The sequence below is a fragment of the Paenibacillus taichungensis genome (assembly GCF_050994985.1).
GTDB classification, from domain to species: Bacteria; Bacillota; Bacilli; order Paenibacillales; family Paenibacillaceae; genus Paenibacillus; species Paenibacillus taichungensis.
In genome coordinates this window covers 1559246-1579482 of sequence record NZ_CP194720.1, presented here as the reverse complement: position 1 = coordinate 1579482, position 20237 = coordinate 1559246, and the positions used below count along the sequence as shown (strand labels likewise).

The 20237-nt window shown below is 46.5% G+C and carries 20 protein-coding genes; 1 reads left to right on the top strand and 19 read right to left on the bottom strand.

Annotated elements, in window-relative coordinates; genetic code table 11:
- Positions 1–93: 93 nt before the first annotated feature.
- The 18 genes from ACR1R9_RS07335 to ACR1R9_RS07250 form a co-directional block, all read right to left on the bottom strand.
- On the bottom strand, positions 94–1596 hold the full coding sequence (locus tag ACR1R9_RS07335; RefSeq protein WP_076288964.1) for an AAA family ATPase: 1503 nt from the start codon (positions 1594–1596) through the stop codon (positions 94–96).
- Positions 1589–2116, bottom strand: coding sequence for a hypothetical protein (locus ACR1R9_RS07330; protein ID WP_063566800.1), 528 nt, complete (start codon positions 2114–2116; stop codon positions 1589–1591). The genes ACR1R9_RS07335 and ACR1R9_RS07330 overlap by 8 nt, the downstream gene beginning before the upstream one ends.
- A 303-nt stretch (positions 2117–2419) precedes the next feature.
- Positions 2420–2950, bottom strand: coding sequence for a DUF5590 domain-containing protein (locus tag ACR1R9_RS07325; RefSeq protein ID WP_076288963.1), 531 nt, complete (start codon positions 2948–2950; stop codon positions 2420–2422).
- Between the two features lie 41 nt (positions 2951–2991).
- A complete protein-coding gene (locus tag ACR1R9_RS07320; protein WP_433921435.1) occupies positions 2992–4296 on the bottom strand; it encodes an amidohydrolase in 1305 nt (434 codons plus the stop codon).
- On the bottom strand, positions 4283–4936 hold the full coding sequence (locus tag ACR1R9_RS07315; protein WP_053780717.1) for a redox-sensing transcriptional repressor Rex: 654 nt from the start codon (positions 4934–4936) through the stop codon (positions 4283–4285). Before ACR1R9_RS07315 ends, ACR1R9_RS07320 begins: the two co-directional genes overlap by 14 nt.
- Before the next feature lie 235 nt (positions 4937–5171).
- Positions 5172–8033: an ATP-dependent DNA helicase DinG gene (gene dinG, locus ACR1R9_RS07310; protein WP_433921436.1), complete on the bottom strand. Its 2862-nt coding sequence runs from the start codon at positions 8031–8033 to the stop codon at positions 5172–5174.
- Positions 8034–8174: 141 nt separating this feature from the next.
- Positions 8175–8798: a tetratricopeptide repeat protein gene (locus ACR1R9_RS07305; RefSeq protein ID WP_231952455.1), complete on the bottom strand. Its 624-nt coding sequence runs from the start codon at positions 8796–8798 to the stop codon at positions 8175–8177.
- 117 nt (positions 8799–8915) lie between these two features.
- The gene (gene panD, locus ACR1R9_RS07300; RefSeq protein ID WP_024630626.1) at positions 8916–9299 is read right to left on the bottom strand and encodes an aspartate 1-decarboxylase; all 384 of its coding nucleotides are present in this window, start codon (positions 9297–9299) and stop codon (positions 8916–8918) included.
- Positions 9292–10188: a pantoate--beta-alanine ligase gene (gene panC / locus ACR1R9_RS07295; protein ID WP_433921437.1), complete on the bottom strand. Its 897-nt coding sequence runs from the start codon at positions 10186–10188 to the stop codon at positions 9292–9294. Before panC ends, panD begins: the two co-directional genes overlap by 8 nt.
- Entirely contained in the window at positions 10185–11060 is an 876-nt protein-coding gene (gene panB / locus ACR1R9_RS07290; RefSeq protein WP_433921438.1) for a 3-methyl-2-oxobutanoate hydroxymethyltransferase, read from the bottom strand. Before panB ends, panC begins: the two co-directional genes overlap by 4 nt.
- A 331-nt stretch (positions 11061–11391) precedes the next feature.
- Positions 11392–12369, bottom strand: a complete 978-nt coding sequence (locus tag ACR1R9_RS07285) for a biotin--[acetyl-CoA-carboxylase] ligase (protein ID WP_433921439.1) — start codon at positions 12367–12369, stop codon at positions 11392–11394.
- Complete coding sequence (locus ACR1R9_RS07280; RefSeq protein WP_433948797.1) at positions 12356–13654, bottom strand: CCA tRNA nucleotidyltransferase; 1299 nt, start codon at positions 13652–13654, stop codon at positions 12356–12358. Before ACR1R9_RS07280 ends, ACR1R9_RS07285 begins: the two co-directional genes overlap by 14 nt.
- Positions 13655–13745: 91 nt before the next feature.
- The gene (bshA, locus tag ACR1R9_RS07275) at positions 13746–14906 is read right to left on the bottom strand and encodes an N-acetyl-alpha-D-glucosaminyl L-malate synthase BshA (RefSeq protein WP_076288956.1); all 1161 of its coding nucleotides are present in this window, start codon (positions 14904–14906) and stop codon (positions 13746–13748) included.
- A gap of 96 nt (positions 14907–15002) precedes the next feature.
- A complete protein-coding gene (gene bshB1, locus ACR1R9_RS07270) occupies positions 15003–15704 on the bottom strand; it encodes a bacillithiol biosynthesis deacetylase BshB1 (protein WP_099858390.1) in 702 nt (233 codons plus the stop codon).
- Positions 15701–16141, bottom strand: a complete 441-nt coding sequence (gene mgsA / locus ACR1R9_RS07265; RefSeq protein WP_024630633.1) for a methylglyoxal synthase — start codon at positions 16139–16141, stop codon at positions 15701–15703. Before mgsA ends, bshB1 begins: the two co-directional genes overlap by 4 nt.
- 232 nt (positions 16142–16373) lie before the next feature.
- Complete coding sequence (gene dapB / locus ACR1R9_RS07260) at positions 16374–17177, bottom strand: 4-hydroxy-tetrahydrodipicolinate reductase (RefSeq protein ID WP_175382469.1); 804 nt, start codon at positions 17175–17177, stop codon at positions 16374–16376.
- 80 nt (positions 17178–17257) lie between these two features.
- Positions 17258–17782 (bottom strand): tetratricopeptide repeat protein, encoded by a 525-nt coding sequence (locus tag ACR1R9_RS07255; RefSeq protein ID WP_310853527.1) that lies wholly within the window; start codon positions 17780–17782, stop codon positions 17258–17260.
- A gap of 52 nt (positions 17783–17834) precedes the next feature.
- Complete coding sequence (locus ACR1R9_RS07250; protein WP_024630636.1) at positions 17835–18164, bottom strand: nucleotide pyrophosphohydrolase; 330 nt, start codon at positions 18162–18164, stop codon at positions 17835–17837.
- 173 nt (positions 18165–18337) lie between these two features.
- Here ACR1R9_RS07250 and ACR1R9_RS07245 point away from each other — a divergent pair, with 173 nt between their 5' ends.
- Positions 18338–19207 (top strand): YitT family protein, encoded by an 870-nt coding sequence (locus ACR1R9_RS07245; RefSeq protein ID WP_099858391.1) that lies wholly within the window; start codon positions 18338–18340, stop codon positions 19205–19207.
- Positions 19208–19313: 106 nt separating this feature from the next.
- On the opposite strand, the gene ACR1R9_RS07240 is transcribed toward ACR1R9_RS07245, so the two are convergent.
- A complete protein-coding gene (locus tag ACR1R9_RS07240; protein WP_433921441.1) occupies positions 19314–20183 on the bottom strand; it encodes a sporulation protein YpjB in 870 nt (289 codons plus the stop codon).
- Between the last annotated feature and the right edge of the window lie 54 nt (positions 20184–20237).

Sequence of the window (20237 nt, the reverse complement as noted above, 5' to 3'; positions counted from 1 at the left end):
ACCCTGTTCGCCGAAAATTACAAATTTCGACCCAACATATAATAATATCTTAGCACGACTGAAATGTAAAAAAAAATAACCGACATAAATAAATTATGCCGGTAGAAGGGCGCTGTCACGAAATTGACAACGAAATTGATCGCCAGACAATACTTCTTCCCTGAGCAACGTGTCGAGGGAATTGTCGAAAATTGTCCGCTGTTCTTCAAGCAATCGTTTGGTCTGTTCCATCAGGTCTTGCAGGATCAATTTGTTCTCCCGCATGAGTTCTTCCGTTGTGACCATATCCATGTTAACAATACCCAACGTTGTGAGCCCGGAAGCCATCATCGTCTGTACCACATTCGTTGCTTGTTCAAAGTCATTGCGTGATCCAGTACTGCGTCCACCATAATACATTTCCTCCGCTGCTGCACCTCCGAGGGCAATCATGATTTGCTCTTCAAGGAAGCGCTTCGTGTACAGAAATTGCTCTTGTTGCGGGTTATGACGTACATATCCCAGGGCCTGTCCACGAGGGCTGAGTGCAACCTGACTCACACTGCCAGGACGAACCAGTTCAGCCATGATGGCATGTCCCAATTCATGAATAGCCACTCTTTTCTTCTCTTCTACGCTGGATTCGCGGTCTGTCTTCTCACCCATCATTACTTTATCAATCGCAAGGGACAGATGACGCTGTTCAATGTTGGGCAGCCCGTCCCTCATAGCGTAAATTGCAGCTTCATTCATCACGCTTTCCAGCTGTGCTCCAGAGAAACCATAGGATTCTTCTGCTGTCTTCTCAAGACTGACCCCTTCCAAAAGAGGTTTATTGACTGCATGCAGCTCCAGTATGTGTTTTCTGCCTTTCTTATCCGGCAAGTCTACCTGTATATGACGGTCAAAGCGTCCTGGACGTGTCAACGCGCTGTCCAGCATCTCTTTTCGGTTCGTAGCGGCGATCACAAGGATGCGCGGTGTGTCGGAAGAGTATATGCCATCCATCTCCGTCAACAGCTGATTCAGCGTCTGATCATATTCACGCTGTTGTCCGCCTTCCCGTTTTCCACCGATCACATCAATTTCATCGATAAATATAATGGCATTTTCCTTATTTTCTTTAGCAGCACGTGTTCTTGCATCACGGAATAAATCCCGTATTCTGCCTGCACCTACACCAACATACATCTCAACAAACTCACTGCCTGAAGCAGCAACAAAAACAGAATCGGTATAATGAGCAGCAGCTTTGGCCATCAAGGTTTTACCTGTTCCTGGAGGGCCAGTAAGCAGGATACCTTTCAAAGGACGAATACCAAACTTCTGAATTTCTTCATGTCGAATGAGAAAATCAAGCGCTTCCCGCAATTCCTGCTTGGCACTCTCTTGACCCCCAATTTCTTCAAAAGTTAGCTTGGAAGGTCCTTTTTTCTTGCGTTTACGTTCCTGACCTGCGCCCACCGTAATTCCGCCACGCATTTGCATCATAAGCAGCAGAGCACCCACAAGCATTGCAGCGATCAGAATGGGAATCATGTTTACACCGATAAAAGCGAGAAAGATAATTAATACGGGTACAAATCCAATGGCAATTTCTTTCGTCCATTTAGGCATTAGGCCACACTCCTATCTGACCGGGCACACGCGGCAGAATGATAAACTTGCTGGCATCTCCATCTCTGAGACTGACATATACATTATTGTCATCCATGGCTGTATTTACCTTGATCCCATTTGTAGCCATTTTAGACAAGGTCGGTGTAATCTCGGTGTATTGCTTGTTCTCCATCGCTTGAGCTACGGTAAACATCGCGCTTCCCCACCAGCTCTCCAGCGCCTCGTTGGAATGATCCACGACATCCAACTTCAACGAACGAGTGCCAATCAAGGTCTGTCCTTCTTTGTGAATATATTGTACCAACCTGCCCAGATCAACATCCGGCTGCAGATCGAGTTTCAACTGTACATCATTGCGGTTAATAGTTAATTGAACATCATTGACTCCATCGTACTGGGTAACCATCTTTTCAATTGGGCTTTGCACAGCCACATGACGATACACAAACCAACCTCCAAACAACACAACGGCTGAAATGACGGCAGTCAGAGCAATAGGCAATACTTTTATTTTCAAGTGAGTTACCCCTCCTAAATTTTGGCCCATCCTGTAACTTGTAGGCAAGAATATAAATATGTGTACGTAATGTCCTGTGATGTGCCTAACAGGATTTATTTGTGTATGATGTATCCTTGAATACATATTTGAGTATATCACATCGTATATACAATATCTAAGGCGAAAATATGAATAAATTATTAATTTTAACTATTCAAATCCAAAATGATCAACAAAGTACGCCAAAGAACCGGACCAGTCGGGTTTCCGTCTGCCGGTTCTTTAATGTATTCTCTTCAGACATTAGTACGTCTGCTAATTCTAGCTGTTCGGTATCGTATAGACCAGGTCCACCTGTTCCCCGTTGCTGAAGCGGTAAAACCGATAATAGTTGTGCGTATCATCGTTGTAATACACTTGCCATACATAGATTCCATTCACAACGCCTGGCATGATTCGTTTGATCTCCCCGCCCGGAACTTCAGAGCTGAACCGATTTCGAATCTGAGCCTCATTCATGCCGTTCTTTAACAGTTCCCCGTGTACCGCATTGGTTCCCGTCACCGGTTTGTTATTCTCATCAAACTTCACCCACACCATGACATCCTGGTTATCCTTATTTTTGCCGATCAGGGTCCAGTATATGTTGTCTCCGCCGTCTTTCTGTCCCCAAACATACTTACGTAGCTCTTCGTGGGACGTAATCCCCAGCTGTTCCTGGGCCGCCTGTATGGCCAACGCCTCTTCCTTGCGCTGATCCTGGGTAACATAGACATAATAACGCTGAAGTCCAAACAGAATCAGAACCAGGAGCAGCAGCGAAATCCATATCCACTTCTTTTTTTTCTTCAAAAGCCGAACTTCCTTTCCCTATGACGATGCTGTCCTTGTAATTATCGGGCAAGCAAACTGTCAAATGCCAGCTGAGACTCACGCAGAATGCGCTCTTCATCCATCGTAAGACATTCGCCATGTTTAACCACTTGTTTACCATCCACCCACACATGCTCCACATCTTTGGCCGATGCCGAGTAGACCGTATGGGAAATCAGATCCGTATGCGGATAGAAATGGGCTTGTTCGATGTTCAACGCGATGAAGTCAGCCTTCATGCCAACTTGCAGAGCGCCTGTATTATTCAGGAATATGGATTTGGCACCATATGAAGTTCCAAGCAGAAGCGCTTCCCCTGCCGGCACTGCAGTAGGGTCACCAGATACACCTTTATGAATCAACGCAGCCAATCTCATCTCTTCAAACATATCCAGGTTATTGTTACTTGCTGGTCCATCTGTTCCCAGGGACACAGTCACGCCTGCTTTCAACAGATCAGGTACTCGTGCAACACCCGAAGCCAATTTCAGGTTACTACCTGGATTGTGGGAAACTGCTACATCATGCTTTGCGAGAATCTCGATCTCTTCATCATTCAGATGGACAGCATGTGCAACCAGAGACGGACGAGAGAAAAATCCTAGTTTCTCCAGATGTGCAACCGGACGCAGTCCGTAATCAGCCACGTTCTGGTCCACTTCGCGAAGCGTCTCAGACATATGCGTATGCAAAGGCAGATTCAGGTCATGAGCAACCTGTACCAGCTTCTCTATGTAATCTGGTGGGCAAGTGTAAGGGGCGTGTGGAGAGATTACGGTTGTAATTCTTCCGTCTGCCTGTCCATTCCATTGACGAGCAAATGCTGCGGACTCTTCCAGCTTACGCAGTTGTTCTTCTTCTGAGCAAAGTCCGATTACCCCACGTGCCAGAGCAGCCCGAACGCCGGATTGTTCCACCACTTTCGCCACCTGATCCATATGATCATACATATCCAGGAAAGCTGTTGTTCCGCCTTTCAACATTTCAAGAACGGATAGAGATGTACCCCAATATACGTCTTCAGACGTCATTTTGGCTTCCATTGGCCACATTTTCTCCTGCAACCATACTTGTAACGCGAGATCGTCTCCATGGCCTCTCAGAAGCGACATGGCCGCGTGACCATGCGTATTGATCAGACCCGGCAAGAAGAATAGTCCTTTTCCGTCCACCTTTGTCAGACTTTCGTCTCCTTCCGGCAATGTCTCACCAATATGCACAATCTTGTCATTCTCCACAACCATAAAACCTTGAACCACTTTCCAATTCGTACCCTCACTCACGGCAAATTTGCCGTTGTGAATGACCCATCTATTTGTCGTCATCTTCCTCGTCGTCCTTTCCATTCTCCAAGTAATAAGCCAGACTAAGCAAATCCGTCGTAAAATCGGCATGATGAATACGAATATGCGGCGGAGTCTTCAGAATCGTTGGCGCAAAATTCAGAATCGCTTCAATTCCTGACTCAATCAGTTGATCTGCAACATTTTGGGCTTCCGTATCCGGAACCGTGATAATACCTATACGAATGTTGTCTTTTTTGACCGAATCCGTTAATTCATTCATTGGTTGCACCGTCAAACTGTTGATTTGACTCCCAATCTTCGGACCGTAGGCATCAAATACAGCGACGATCTTCATGTTGTCTTTGAGATAGGCATTGTAATTAGACAAGGCATGTCCCAAATTACCTGCTCCGACAAGAGCTACATTGATCTGCTGGTCTATTTTTAAAATATGGCGGATTTTCTCAATGAGATATGAAACGTCATACCCGATCCCTTTACGACCAAAGTCACCGAAGTAAGCCAGGTCTTTACGAATCTGGGCAGGATTCAAATCCAGCCTCAGTCCCAGTTCTTGTGAAGAGACCGTATTGACTTCGCGCTGATGCAGTTCATTCAAATAACGCAAGTAAACAGGCAATCTACGCACCACGGCTTCCGAAATTTTATCTGATTTCATTCATTGCTCCCCCTTACAAAGGCCACGATAGATAGATGAAAAAGATGAGCACCCTGTCGAAAACGAGCAAAAAGATTACTGAGTTAAACAGGATGCTCGTTGTTATATAATGGATAATTGCTTTTATTCCTTTTAATTGCTTTACTCGCATATCCACGAAACAAAAATTATATTACTTAATTTTACCGCCAACCACTGGCGTCTTGCAATAATGGAAGCTACAGAGCGTATCTGTTTATTGTTGCTCTTCGGTCGGTCTCTCGAGCCATTCCGAAATACGAGGAACCATCTGTTCTGTGAGCATGTGCTCCATTTTAGGACCAGGTAATGAATATAAAAAGTACTTGCCATAATACGCTTCAATAACGCGTGTATCGTATACAATTACAATGCCTCTGTCTTTGCCTGTACGAACCAGTCTGCCAAATCCCTGTTTGAAACGGATGACGGCTTGTGGCACGGACAGCTTCATAAACGGGTTTTTCTTCTGCTGCTGCAAAAGCTCGCTCTTCGCTTCGACTAATGGATGATTCGGTGGCTGGAACGGCAGTCTGACAATCGCGAGACAAGTCAGAGCCTCTCCTGGAATGTCCACCCCTTCCCAGAAGCTGCTTGTGCCAAGAAGCACCGTTGCTTTTGCATCTTGGAAGCGGCGTGTAAGCTTGGAACGGCTGCCACTGTCCACCCCTTGCCCAAGCAAAGAAATATCATTGCCTGACAAGGCCTCCTTAAGTGGGTCATAGACCTGGCGCAGCATGCGATAGGAGGTGAACAACACCATCATACGTCCACGAGTGGCAATAGCCGTTTCCGCGAGGGAGTGCACGAGCATATCCACAAAGTGGGCATCGCCTACACTGCCCTTCACGCTTGGGAAATCACGCGGAATGACGAGCAGCGCCTGTTCTCGATAATTGAACGGTGACGGCAACATGGACGTTAACAAACGGTTATTCTCGGCAGCTTCCTGCAAACCCAGCTGTTCGATCATGAATTGAAATGATTTGTCAACGGAGAGCGTAGCCGATGTAAGCACAACGCTTTTCTTTTTATCAAAGAACATATCCTTCAATTGTGCACTGACATCGACAGGAACAGCATAGAGCTGAAGTGATTTACTGCGGAACTGGCCGCTGGCCTCCATCCAGTAAACGGTGTTGGCATCATCCATCCGCATGAAGAAACGCAGATTATCCTTAATCGTTGCCAAGTCCTTGAGCAGACCTGAGATATCCGTAATCAGACTATCGGACTGATAATCATCCTGATCTTCTTTCACTTCAAGCAGCAGCTTGTCGCCTTTACGAATCAAATCACCTAGAGTGACATAGATTTGGTTTTCAGCATCCTGCAATTCCTGCCATTTAGCTGGTTTTTGTGAAGGCTTCAGTCTAAGAGAGAATTGTCCTGTCTCGCCTGGAGAAGCATCGCTGCGTTCAGGCAGCAGGCCAAACAATGTATCACTTAGTCGATCCCACATCTCTTTGACTTCGACCGCAAGCGGGAACATCTGATCAATCATGGAGCCCCACTGTACCGAATTTTCGTGACCCGATAATTGAGAACGAAGCATCGGCAGTTGGCCATTACGGCTATCTTTAAACAGTCGGGTCAGAGTATGAACCAACGTGAAATATTTCATATGAAGACCCAGATGCTTACCTGCTACGTCCTCCAAATGATGTGCTTCATCGATGACGAGACTTTCGTAGGCCGGCAGCAGCTGATGTGCTGCTTTGACATCCGTAAATAATTTCGAGTGATTGGTAATGACGATATCAGACAGCCCGGCTTCATGTTTGGCCCGGTGATAGAAACATTTGCGGAACCAAGGACAGGAACGTCCAAGACAAGACTCAGACTCACTCTGTACCGTCTCCCAGAAGTCTCCTCCGCGCCCGCTTAGATTAAGCTCCTCGTCGTCTCCAGTCTCCGTCTGAGTAAGCCAGACAATCATCTGAGCCGCTGTAAAATAATCCTCTTTCGGTGTAGCGAATTCACGTTTATTGATTTTGTGCTCAAACTTACGCAGACACAGATAGTGCCCACGTCCTTTGAACACTGCTGCCTTGAACGGGAACGGAACCACCTGGGTCAGCATAGGAATATCCCGCTCTCTCAATTGCTCCTGCAGGTTGATGGTATGTGTGCTGACCATGACTTTCTGTTCCTGTTTCACACTTTCATAGATGGCAGGCAGCAAATACCCAAGTGATTTACCTGTACCTGTTCCAGCTTCAATCAAGAGATGTTTCTCTTCATCCAAAGCTTGTCGTACACTGCTGAACATCTGAGTTTGCGCCTCACGCTCCTCATAATGGTCCAGCGTCTCCTTCAGGTTAGCTCTAACCTGATCCATGAACTGCTCAAAACTTACGCCTTCCAGCGGATTACCTTCTCGCTCATCGCGTGGTGAGCCTATATCGGTCCAGTCACTCACGTTCAGGGCGAGCTGGCGGTAATACGTATGACCATCCAGATCCTGAATCGGCTCTGCTTCCTTCTCAGTACGCATTCCATCAAAGAACCAACCCAAGTCACTGTCTTCCGGCGCAAACAGGTCACTGAGGCGCTGAATCGTGATCAGCGGCAGTGCACGCAGCTCATCGAGGCACTTCAGTAATACAAAAGCTGTTGCGAGAGCATCACTGTCTGCCTGATGAGGGCGGTCATGCTGAAATCCGAATTCCGAAGACACATAACCGAGTTGATAAGACCCCAGTGACGGAAACGTGATCTTCAGGAAATCAATCGTATCCAGAATCCGTCCGGTAAATGGCAGATAACCGCATCGATCGAGTGCATTTTGAAGAAAATGAAAATCAAAAGCAACGTTGTGTCCAACAAGAACAACATCGTCAAGCAGCGGAACCATCTCCATCATCATCTCTTCCAATGAGGGAGCATTCGCCACATCTTCATCAGTAATACCGGTTAACCCCGTAATAAACGGAGGAATCGGTACACCTGGGTTCACATAAGAACTATATATTTGAGTTATGCTGTAGTCATGATCTATGATGGCAAGTCCGGCCTGTATTATCTCACCGTCGGACTGCGTGCCGGTTGTTTCGAAATCCAATACGGCAAATTTCATTGCAATGTACGGTCCCTTCCATTCCAGTCTATGTTACAGCATAGCAAAAAAAAGGGCATTTGAAAATTAACTGACAAAAAAGCGGTGTCCCCGCCGCTATGCCAGAGGAGGGAACACCGTCTTTATGCCGCCGAATTGGCCTTAATTTAAGGCAGTCAGCTGATTTGCATATTGCAGTTTTCCGCTGTTTAATCGACATGCTTCCATGTTATACAGCGGTTCGGTCAACGATGGGTCATACTGAAGCGCCTGCGCAAATAATGAACATGCGCCTTCAGGATTCGCGAGCTTGGCCTCGATACAGCCCAGGACGTTACATACCAGCCCCTTCAATCTCGGCGAACCGTTCAGATGCATGATCCGCTGCAAGTGTATTCCGGCTTCCTCGGTTTGTTCCAGGTTGAGATGAGCAAGAGCCAGGTAAAAACGAGTCAATGCACTTTCCGGATAGTCGGTCACAACCCTAGAAAATTGCATAATCGCCTGCGGGTACATTTGCAGTTTGAAATATCCCTGACCGCGACTGAAACACTCCAGATGCAGTTCTGGCAGTGCGGTAACAGCTTCCTGTTCAGGTTCGAGGGAAGCAGGCTTATCCAGTTCCCTTTCCCTCACCTGGCTCATTTTTTCTTCAAACATCAGCCACTCATCAATCATCCCGTCACTCATCCGCTTCAGCAAATTCCACTTTTGCAGCAATTCTTGTTTGCTTAGGCCTTCAGCAGAAGGGTAGCGCTTGATAATTTCATCTAACATGTCGTTCATTTCTGCGAAAACATGCTGGAACATCGATGCATCCCCACCCTTGAAAAAATGGATTAGTGCAGTGACCTGTACTCATTTTTTGTAGAATGGGTCGATTTCATTCCCCTTACCAGTCGATTACATAATCGTCGCATGAACTTCGTGCTTCATCGTTTGCACAGGTTTATTCTGTCCATCCACAAATACAACGGTAGGCTTGTGATTATTTGCCTCTTCTTGAGACATCATTGCATATGAAATGATTATGACGGTATCCCCAGGCTGTACCAGACGAGCTGCTGCTCCGTTCAAGCAGATCACTCCACTTCCACGTGGACCTGGAATGACATAGGTTTCCAGACGTGCACCATTGTTATTATTCACAATTTGCACTTTCTCATTTTCCATTAGATCGGAAGTTTCCATTAGATCTTCATCTATGGTAATGCTACCCACATAGTTCAGGTTTGCTTCCGTAACGGTTGCCCGGTGAATTTTGGATTTCATTAGTGTTCTAAACATGGGACAGTACCTCCGATTTTTGCAGCCTTATATTGTCAATCAATCTTGTTTTGCCGAATTTTACTGCAAGTGCGATCAACAGATCGTCACGACCATGAACTTTTTCCTGATCTGCAAGTGGCTCCAGACTTGGAAAAGTCTGAATTTCAGCATAATCAATCACAGCCATTGGAGAACGTTCAATGTTCTGACGCAATATACTGCGGATATCCGCTGCTGTCATCGCCGTCCCTGCATCTACAGCTACCTGTGCCTCACGTAATGCCTTGGACAGAACAAGAGCCTCCTGACGCTGTTCTGTGCTGAGATACACGTTGCGCGAACTAAGCGCCAAGCCATCACTCTCACGAACGATAGGACAAGGCACAATCTCAACTGCCATGTTCAAATCGTTAACCATCTGCTGGATCACAGCTACCTGCTGTGCGTCCTTCATGCCAAAAAATGCACGCTGCGGTTGTACAATGTTAAACAGCTTCGACACGACTGTAGTCACTCCGTCAAAATGCCCTGGACGTGATGCACCGCATAAGCGATCCGTTAGACAAGAAACCGATACAGTCGTTTGCGTAGGCTGTGGATACATCTCTTCAACAGAGGGAATAAATACGATATCTACCCCTTTTGCTCGTGCAGTTTCCACATCTCTGGCTTCGTCTCTTGGGTAACTGTCAAAGTCTTCATTCGGACCAAATTGAATTGGATTTACAAATATGCTCAAAACCACGATATCACTCTGTTCTTTAGCCGCTTGCATCAAACTTGCATGGCCTTCATGAAGAAATCCCATCGTAGGCACGAGTCCTACAATGGACTCTCTGGACTGAATCGACTGACGTTTCAAGCTCAGTTCTTGTCTTAATTCTGCGATTGTCCGTATCACTTTCATGCGTTCGTCTCCACCTTTTCTTTACGATATCCGTATAGTTGATCCAGAACGCCGTCAGCGGCGGTAAATACATGCTCTTCTGCCGGGAATGAGCGATCCTTGACTTCTTTCACATAGGACTCAATGCTATTGCGAATCAATGTACCTACGTCTCCATACGATTTAACAAAGCGTTTTGGCGTGTATGGGGAAGCATACTGAACCACATCATGGAATACCAGTACCTGACCATCACACCCTCTACCTGCGCCAATACCAATTGTGGGAATAGAAAGTTCTTCCGAGATCGCTCTTGCCACTTCTTCCGTAACGAGTTCGAGTACAATGCCGAAAGCTCCCGCTGCTTCAAGCGCCTTGGCTTCGTCCATCAGCCTTTTGGCATCAGCAGCATCCTTGCCCTGAATACGATAACCGCCAATTTGATTCACGGATTGTGGGGTAAGCCCGATATGTCCAAGTACAGGTACACCGGCTTGCACAACCGCTTTTACCGTATCTGCAATTTCGAGACCGCCCTCCATCTTGACCGCTTGTGCATGACCTTCCTGCATCAGGCGACGAACCCCTTTGAGCGTCTCGTCCAAGCTGCCATGATACGTCATGAAGGGCATATCAGCCACGATAAACGTATTTCCCGCTCCACGTACTACAGAGCGTGTATGGTATACCATATCGTCGATCGTAACAGGCAAGGTCGAGTTAAAACCCAATACCACGTTTCCCAGTGAATCACCAACCAGAATGAGATCGATACCCGCTTCCTCGGCCAATTGGGCTGTCGGATAATCGTAAGCTGTAATCATGCTAAGCGGCACGCCGTCCTGCTTATATTTTTTCATTTTCACAATATTCAATGCTTGTTTGTTTGCCATTTTCTTCATGGCTCCTCTCATCTTTTCAATTTAAACGCAACAAAAAAACCTTTTAGTTTCCACTAAAAAGTCCCGAAAAGTCAAAAAAGAGTCACTTGCGATCGTCCCTTCTGTCTCGGTCCTCTTCGGCTCAGAGCAGAATCCAACAACTCACTTTACTACTATTCCTGCCTTGTCACTGTAACATTTTAAAAGCAGAACAAAGCATACTATTGCCGGAGTGCAATTCGGTCTGCATTAGCCGATATCGCCTCACGAACACAGTATACCAAAGTTCTGCCCAAAGTTCACGTCTTATGTTCATTTTAACGGTGTAAATTCGACAAATTGTTTAATTTATCAATGAAACTTCACCGGAGTATACCGATACACGCTCACCGTTTTTCTTCTCCAAAATCAATGCGCCAGAAGGATCAAGCCCGATGGCTGTACCTTCGATGATACCCTGCGGATTAGCCACCTTAATTTCACGGTTCATGGATACAGACAAAGCTTCCCAGAGCGAAGAGATCACACCGAACCCTTCTTTTTGATACAAATAATACAAACGCTCCAACTCCGAGAGAATGGCCGCTGCAAGTTTGGTTCGGTCTATCGTTTGTCCGGTCTCCATCTTAAGTGAAGTAGCAATTGATATCAGATCCTCGGGATAATCCTTGGGATCGAAGTTCACATCTACGCCTACGCCTGCGATACAGTACCGTAATTCGTGGTCTTCAACGGTTGATTCAAGCAGAATCCCGCATACCTTGCGACCATCAATTAAAAGATCATTAGGCCATTTGATACCGGCATCAGCGCCTGTATACGATCTAATCGCACGACACACCGCCACACCCGTTAATAATGTAAGCTGTGGTGTATTTTGCAGTGCAAGCTCCGGACGCATTAGAACACTCATCCAGATGCCTCTTCCCGGTGGTGAGAACCATTTACGTCCAAAGCGGCCTCGTCCACCCGTCTGTTCTTCTGCCAGCACCACTGTCCCTTCGCCCTGCCCCTGTTCAGCCATGTGCTGAACATCACCTTGGGTGGACAATGTGGAATTCAGAATGATTGCCTTCCGACCAAACACCGTCGTTTCCAGTGCCAGTTGAAGCGCTGTGGCATCGATACTGTCCGGTTTCGTGACCAAGCGATACCCTTTGCGAGATACGGCTTCAAACTCATAACCCATGTCACGCAGTTTGTTTACGTGCTTCCACACGGCCGTTCGGCTAATGGAAAGGTTGCGACTGATCTCTTCACCAGACACAAACTCTCCTTCTGCATTTAGTAACATATGTAACAGTTCCTCATGCTTTGTCATCTGCAGCCACCCGCTTTACTTCGTTGGTCAGCATGTCATGCTGATTCGCTATATTTCCGATCGCAGTCTCTCTTAAGAGATGTTTCATCAGTTGTCCAAGCCATGGTCCACCCTTACGTCCAAGCAGCTGTAGAATGTTCTCACCTGTAATTTGCAAATCTTTCAGTTCGTGCACCTTCATGGATTGGCTCCATGCAGCGCCTTGGGATTGTATTACCACGATCTGTTCTTCGTGTAGGACCTCTTGATCTCTCCAACCTGATGGAAGCAGTGGTTGAATAATGAGCCAGTCCTCTACTGCCTGACGTCCGCAAAACAGCACAGTTATGATCCATTCTGATCGCAGTGTCTCTTCATCCTTTTGCTCCTGTATGACTTTCTGGATCAACTCTTCGACCTGCAGAACTCCATTAATGCGGGAACGATCTTCATTAGAAAACGTCCATTTTCGAAGCAAAGCATCTGCTTCATCTTTGGTATAATGGCCTGCAATCAGTATCATGGACCAGCGCAACAAAACGTTCTGTTCCATTAATTGTTCCATATTAGACATGAGGGCTTTATTGAATCGTTCCCTGTGGATTGGTGCCTTCACATGCTCCAGTGCCTGACTGCGAAACAGCAATTCCAGACCGCGCAGCGGATGGGGGCCTGCCATCATTTTCACCATTTCGGTACGTACTCTCTCCATGGCGATATGTTGGAGCAGATCCTTTTGATGAACAAGCCCTTTCCAGGTGTTGTAGGCAATTTTGAAATCAAATACCGAAGCAAAACGAACACAGCGAAGCATCCGCAGCGCATCTTCACCAAACCGTTCTGTCGCCGATCCTACACATCTGACCCGTCCATCCTGGATATCCGATTGTCCACCGAAAGGATCAACGATATTTCCGTCTCGATCCATAGCGAGAGCATTCATTGTGAAGTCACGCCGCTGCAAATCTTCTTTGACATCCTGCACAAATTGAACGGCAGCGGGTCTTCGATTATCCTTATATTCAGATTCAGTGCGGAACGTTGTAACTTCAAAGTAAAAACCTCCTGAACGTACAGTAACCGTTCCATGCTGGAGGCCCGTAGGAATGCAATCCGCAAACAGTTCCATGACTTGCTCAGGAGAAGCGGACGTGGTGATATCCATATCATCCACGCTACGTTCCAGCAGTTCATCACGCACACAACCACCGACCCAATAAGCTTCGTATCCTTTTTCATTTAATGTTCGCAGCACCTGTTCACTTTGTCTTGCCATTTCATGATCTACCTGTGTCCATTGAACCACTTACTCTCACCCCATAACTACGTGTTGCTTGGTGTTGCTTGGTGTGGCTTACACAGATATATTTCCAAGATGGAACAATCCTATCTGACAATCAGCCACAAACCGGCTTCAGATTCGGAACTTCACGTCCCAGCACCCGGTAGTATATTTGTTCATATTCATGCCGAATAGCATCGTTGCAAAAATCATGGTGTGCCCGTTTCAGGCACGCTTCTCTAAAGTCCGCTGTCAAACGGTCGTCTGTCAACAAACGAATCGTGTTCTCCGCCATCGATTGCGTGTCACCGATTGGAGACAAAAATCCGGTCTTGCCGTGCAATACCAATTCAGGGATCCCCCCTGCTATTGAACCAATGGTAGGTACACCACAAGCCATGGCTTCGAGTGCCACCAGACCAAAGCTTTCCTTCTCCGACGGCAGCATAAGCACATCAGCCATTGAAATGACTTGAGCAATGTCATCCTGCTTGCCTAGGAAATGGACCTTGTCATTCAGTCCAAGCTCATTAATCTTCCATTGAATCTTCGGCAAATCCGGTCCTTCTCCAACAAATAACAGTTTGGCTGGTACTTGCTCCTGTACTTGACGGAACACTTCTACCACATCCTGTGTTCTCTTCACTGGACGGAAGTTGGAAATATGCATCAGTATTTTTTCGTGAGGTGCTGCGAAGTCTCTACGCAGACTTGCTGCATCACGTGGATAATAAATTCTTTTATCAATAAAGTTATAGGTCAGATCGATTGGACGCCTAATATCCAGCAAATCAACCGTTTCACGAATTAAATCCTGGGATACGGCCGTAACCGCATCACTCTCGTTGATGGCAAGTCGAATCAGATCCTTCAGCGACTCATCCTGCGCCAGTACGGTAATATCTGTTCCGTGTAACGTTGTGACCACCTTTAAATCCTCACCAACCATTTGTTTTGCCAAGAAGGCACACACCGCATGGGGCACTGCATAATGTACATGCAGCAGATCCAGTTGCTGTGCTTTGGCTACTTGCGCCATTTTCGTGGCCAATGACAGGTCATACGGTGGATAACGGAAGACGTAATAATCGTTGACCTCAACTTCATGATAAAAAATATTTTTCTGAAATTTACCCAGTCTAAACGGGATACTATTGGCAATAAAGTGAACCTGGTGACCCTGTTCGGCAAGCAATTTGCCCAGCTCCGTTGCGACAACGCCAGACCCTCCGAGGGACGGATAACAGGTAATACCAATTTTTAGCTTTTGATCCATCCGGTGGACGCTCCTTTAATCTCCCGCGTGTGCAGGTTGATGTAATGCAACGGAAATGCAATTGATAAATGATTTATACGAGCAAGCTCGATCGTTTTATGACTTGGCTGCTTGGCCAAATTGATGAACTACATAAGGTGTAATGCTAGCGAATCCTTCTGCAAAAGGAATGAGGCTCCGCTGTCCGAGCAAAGAATCCCGGGCTTTCACACGTTCAATATATCCTTGAGTCAATGGAGTGGCAACTGCGCCTTCTCCCAATTCGAACTGGGAACGATAACTTAGCAATGAATTTTCCTTCTGCTCATAGTGTTCCGTAATATCCACAATCAAATCCGTTGGTCCGATATCGTTAATGAAGTAAAAATACAATTCTTTCACTTGAACTGCGGGCATGTCCGGCTTATAGTTTCTAAGCTTGGCATTAAAGACAGCCTCCTGCACCAGCTTGCTGCACATTACATGATCTGGGTGACGATCCTCCCAATATGGCGCAAACACAATTCGAGGGGCATGACGCCGTATCTCGGCAGTCACAGCTTCGATGTGTTCAGGAGTAATATACAGCCCCCGATCAGGCAAACCGAGATTGCTTCGACACGAAAGACCGAGGACGCGGGAGGCTTGCTCCGCTTCCTCGGCTCTGCGCTCTACCGTCCCGTTGGAAGACATCTCCGCTCGGGTCAGATCACACACGCCTACTTTCAGTCCAGCTGCAGTATGTTTGGCAATGGTTCCTGCCATCCCAATCTCTGCATCATCCGCGTGTGCACCAAATATGAGAATGTCCAAACTCATTGAGCATCACCCGAATTCAATCCACCCTCAGGCTTGTATTTATGTACAAGCTCTCTCCAGCCAAAATCACCGCGATCGAGCGCTTTGACGAGAATTTCTGCAGTTGCAATATTCGTAGCAAGCGGAATCCCCTGTACATCGCACAGACGCAGCAAAGCGTTAATATCTGGTTCATGAGGCTGTGCCATCAATGGATCACGCAGGAATATAATCAAATCCATCTCATTTTGTGCAACCAAGGCTCCGATCTGTTGATCTCCGCCCAGTGGACCGGATTCAAACCGATGGATTTGTAGTGAGGTTCCTTCCATAATACGAAGACCTGTTGTACCTGTCGAGTATAATTGATGGTCTGTAAATACGTTTTCGTAGGCTGTCACGAAGTTAACCATCTCTTCTTTTTTGCGATCATGGGCAATAAATGCAATTTTCAACATGACAATCTCCTTTTAGTGTGTGTTCAAAAAGTCAGGTTTTCAGCACCAAGAAGGTTGGATGAAGCTAGGGACTGAGTAGCGGAGCTACACGTTTTCTGAGAAAACGGCTTCGGAAGCATGTGCTTGCGAACCTACGTGAGCAACGGAAGGCCTGGCTTCATTCAAGATTCGATGTCGTATACGCTTCTCGAGTGACCTCGTGATCAAAAGTTGACTTTTTGAACTACCTCTTTTAGTCGATAAAGTGATCAAATCCGTAGATAAGTCCTGTATATTCCATAACCTTCTGTACACCAATCTTAACACCAGGCATATAACCTGCACGCTCATAGGAATCATGACGGATTTTGAGGGATTGGCCAAAGTCTCCAAATACCACTTCCTGCTGGGCGAATACCCCCGGCAACCGGACACTATGAATCCGGAATCCATTGTAGTATCCGCCACGAGATCCTTCGATCGTCTCTTCTTCATTCGGATTACCCTGACGAAGTTCCTCGCGGTTTGCTGCAATTAGCTCGGCTGTTTTGATTGCTGTACCCGAAGGAGCATCCAGCTTCTGATCCCCGTGATATTCGATGATCTCCACATTCGGCATATGTTTGGCAGCTTGTGCGGCAAATCTCATCATCAGAATAGCACCGATTGAGAAGTTCGGGGCAATCAATCCTCCAATGCCTTTGTCCTGACACTGCTTGTCCAGCTGTTCGATCTGTTCCGGCGTAAAGCCGGTAACACCCATAACAGGTCTGACCCCATGACGGATCGCAATCTCTGTATGAGCAAAGGCATATTGAGGGACTGTAAAGTCCACCATAACCTGTGGTTTAGTCTCTGCAAAAGCCATCTCGATATCATCGGTCAGAAGCACCCCACATTCGGACAGACCGACAAGTGTTCCGGCATCCGTGCCTACTCCGGAGCGGTTGACCGCTGCGGCGAGCTCCAGTTCAGGATCTTGAAGCACCAGTTTCACTACTTCACGGCCCATCCGGCCAGCTGCTCCGATTACGGCAACTCTTATTACTTCACTCATCTTGACTGCATCTCCTCACTATATTGGTTCGATTGGTTAAATCCATTCAAAAGATCTCCATCCCGCTTTGAAACGGCATCTTATTGAATGGATTTCATACGCTGCTTAATTTCCTGTAACAATAGATGCAGTTGATCATTCTGCGGGTCCAGCAACAATGCGTCACGAACGGAACGGGTTGCAAGGTCGAACTCATTCAGATCACTGTAAGCAAGAGCAAGCATGATATGCGCTTCCACATATAACGGGTCAAGTTTTACTGCCTGTTTCAGCAGATCGGCCGCCTGCACATATCGTTCATGCGATCCGTTTCCGGCCTGTTCAAGCAGCACCTTGGCCTGAAGGCTTATCTGTTTGGCTTCCAGGGTCTGCAAATGCAAAACATACTCCTCTATCCCTTGTGACAGTTCAACAGCCTTACGGGCATATTCAAGCGCTGGAACAAGGTGCTGACTACGAGCATGTGTAATGGAACAACGATAATAGAGCTCCGCATGTTCCGGGTAAGCGTTAATGGCAGATTCAAACCAACGAATCGCCTGCTCAAAATCATTTTGCAAAATACAGCGGTAAGCATGCTGCATATACTCTTCCGGTTTCATCATCCAAGCTGTCCCTCCCCCATTGAGGTGATGGTACAGCATATGTAATCTACGCCTAATCGGTGTTTTTTGGCGTCCACCGATTTGCATCGCGTGTGTTAAATTTATGCATGACTTTGTCGTGCGCCTCTGCCAGATCGATCCCGAGAGAGTTAGCAAAACAAATCGTGATAAATAAAATGTCCCCGAGCTCAAGCTCAATGGAATTGTCTGCTTCGGAAGATTTTTTCGGTTTTTCACCGAATTCGTGATTCACTTCCCTTGCAAGCTCTCCCACCTCTTCAGACATACGGGCGAGCATGGCCAGCGGGCTGAAGTATCCTTCTTTGAACTGGGAAATATACAGATCAACCTCACGCTGCATTTCTGCAATGCTTTTCTCCATGAGAACGGATTCTCCTTTTGAAATTGTGTCGTATTTGTTCCTAATATATCAGTTATTTAGATTCACTTCCACCATCATAAACGACAAATCATTTTTAAAGAATCAATAAACAGGTATACTAAGATGGGAATGATTGCTTTCTCATTCTAATTTGTAAAACGGAGAGGGAACTTATGAGCACTTCCAAAACCTGGGTTCAATTCAAATTGATTCTCCCCATCCTATTGGGTACGGCATTGTATGCCTTTGGACTTCTGTACTTCATCATCCCCAACCAGCTCATGGAAGGCGGCGTAACCGGGATTACGGTCCTGCTAAATTATGCATTCAACATCTCTCCTTCGCTTACAACCTTGGTCGTTAATATTCCACTCTTTCTAGTGGGGCTCAAGATTTTGGGCGGCAGACAGATGATTTATACAGGCGTGGGTATAGGAGCGCTTACGGTGTTCCTCTGGTTATTTGAAAAAATGATTGATCTTGGCTGGATTGAACCGCTGCATACCGAGAATGACCTTTTACTTGCGGCGCTTTACGCTGGGGTTACATTGGGAGCAGGCCTTGGAATCGTTTTCCGCTGGGGCGGAACGACAGGTGGTTCTGACATCATAGCCCGCATTCTTAATCGAAAATATGGCTGGAGTATGGGACGTGTACTATTAGGTATCGATTTCATCATTATTGGTATCTCCCTCGTCTACATTCCCAAAGAAAAAATACTGTATACCCTTGTGGCTGTATTTATCGCCTCTAAAGTAATCGACTTCATTCAGGAAGGGGCTTATTCGGCCCGCGCATTTATGATCATCAGTGATCATGCACCTGAGATTGCAGATTTGATTACCCGTGATATGGATCGCGGCGTAACGCTCATTCCAGCCATTGGTGCGTATTCGAAACAAGCCAAACATGTTGCTTACTGTGTCATCTCCAGGCAGGAATTCAGACGTTTGCAGACGATTGTGCGTTCGGTTGATCCTAGAGCATTTGTTATTATTAGCGATGTGCATGACGTACATGGAGAAGGGTTTAAGGAAAGCTGAACTTTATACTTGTACAAAAAGAAAACCTCTATCTTCAAGAGAAGCGCCACCAGCTGGCCTTCCTTGTAAACAGAGGTCTTTGTCATATCATGATGACAGTAATGGCTCAACGACGAAACGGAAAAATGCCTTGCTGCTGTGCCCGATATTTACGGTAACCCGCATAACTTAGTGCTGCTATGATTATGGAAGTAATCAGCAATCCGGCCGCCCTGCGATTGGGCCCCTGAACAAACGGTACAAAGGCACTTTCGTCCTTTTCACGACCAAACAACTGGTTCACCAACTCTTCACCATGGGCTATCATACTCTTTAATTGTGCGATGTCAATCTGCTTGGCCGCAGTCAGACCTTTGGTATGAGACAACCAGGCATCCAGTTGGGCGATCTCGTAAGGTTCACGGCGGATCATCGCCGCAGGTCGAATCGTCTCGTAATGCTCCTCCAGCAAGGCGTAGCGGCTTGCTATTATCGCCGAACTTAACTGCTGGTCTGCCGCGGTTGACAGCGCATCAATATCATTTTTTACGATTTTATAATACTGGAGCCATAGAGGTTTGGCCGGGTTAGCGAGACTATCTGCCGCAAGTCGAAGTTTGGCAGAGGCCTGCTGCAAAGACGCATCATCACTTTTCACCCTGACCGCAGCTTCTTTTACTTCAACAATGGTCTCGGATAGGGCATGAATGCCTTCTACTGTCGTCTGACCCTCAAAGGATATATGCTCCAGACCTTTACTGATTCGCAAAATACTGCCTCTAACCTCTTCAATATCATTCTCCAAGGCATGTCGATACAGCAGGGCCGCTTCTTCATTTAATTGCTCAATTGAATTTTTGGCTGATACTTGCTGATCTGTATTTCCGTTCGCATCTGTACTTTCCGCTGATACGCTGTATGACAAGTTCGTCCAGAACAGTAGAGTCATGAACGACACCACCATAAATCCAGTTTTGATCCTGAACGTTCTCTTCATGGACATCCCTCCCACCATCAATGTATGGCAGGGAAGAGTTCCTTAGAACAAGCT

Coding starts and splice junctions, on each gene's coding strand:
- bshB1 (WP_099858390.1), bottom strand. CDS start 15,704: ATGAGTTTGGACATTCTCATATTTGGTGCACACGCGGATGATGCAGAG.
- ACR1R9_RS07320 (WP_433921435.1), bottom strand. CDS start 4,296: ATGACGACAAATAGATGGGTCATTCACAACGGCAAATTTGCCGTGAGT.
- ACR1R9_RS07315 (WP_053780717.1), bottom strand. CDS start 4,936: ATGAAATCAGATAAAATTTCGGAAGCCGTGGTGCGTAGATTGCCTGTT.
- panB (WP_433921438.1), bottom strand. CDS start 11,060: ATGGCAAACAAACAAGCATTGAATATTGTGAAAATGAAAAAATATAAG.
- panD (WP_024630626.1), bottom strand. CDS start 9,299: ATGTTTAGAACACTAATGAAATCCAAAATTCACCGGGCAACCGTTACG.
- bshA (WP_076288956.1), bottom strand. CDS start 14,906: ATGGATCAAAAGCTAAAAATTGGTATTACCTGTTATCCGTCCCTCGGA.
- dapB (WP_175382469.1), bottom strand. CDS start 17,177: ATGAGTGAAGTAATAAGAGTTGCCGTAATCGGAGCAGCTGGCCGGATG.
- ACR1R9_RS07240 (WP_433921441.1), bottom strand. CDS start 20,183: ATGAAGAGAACGTTCAGGATCAAAACTGGATTTATGGTGGTGTCGTTC.
- panC (WP_433921437.1), bottom strand. CDS start 10,188: ATGAAAGTGATACGGACAATCGCAGAATTAAGACAAGAACTGAGCTTG.
- mgsA (WP_024630633.1), bottom strand. CDS start 16,141: ATGTTGAAAATTGCATTTATTGCCCATGATCGCAAAAAAGAAGAGATG.
- ACR1R9_RS07285 (WP_433921439.1), bottom strand. CDS start 12,369: ATGACAAAGCATGAGGAACTGTTACATATGTTACTAAATGCAGAAGGA.
- ACR1R9_RS07255 (WP_310853527.1), bottom strand. CDS start 17,782: ATGATGAAACCGGAAGAGTATATGCAGCATGCTTACCGCTGTATTTTG.
- ACR1R9_RS07335 (WP_076288964.1), bottom strand. CDS start 1,596: ATGCCTAAATGGACGAAAGAAATTGCCATTGGATTTGTACCCGTATTA.
- dinG (WP_433921436.1), bottom strand. CDS start 8,033: ATGAAATTTGCCGTATTGGATTTCGAAACAACCGGCACGCAGTCCGAC.
- ACR1R9_RS07245 (WP_099858391.1), top strand. CDS start 18,338: ATGAGCACTTCCAAAACCTGGGTTCAATTCAAATTGATTCTCCCCATC.
- ACR1R9_RS07305 (WP_231952455.1), bottom strand. CDS start 8,798: ATGAACGACATGTTAGATGAAATTATCAAGCGCTACCCTTCTGCTGAA.
- ACR1R9_RS07250 (WP_024630636.1), bottom strand. CDS start 18,164: ATGGAGAAAAGCATTGCAGAAATGCAGCGTGAGGTTGATCTGTATATT.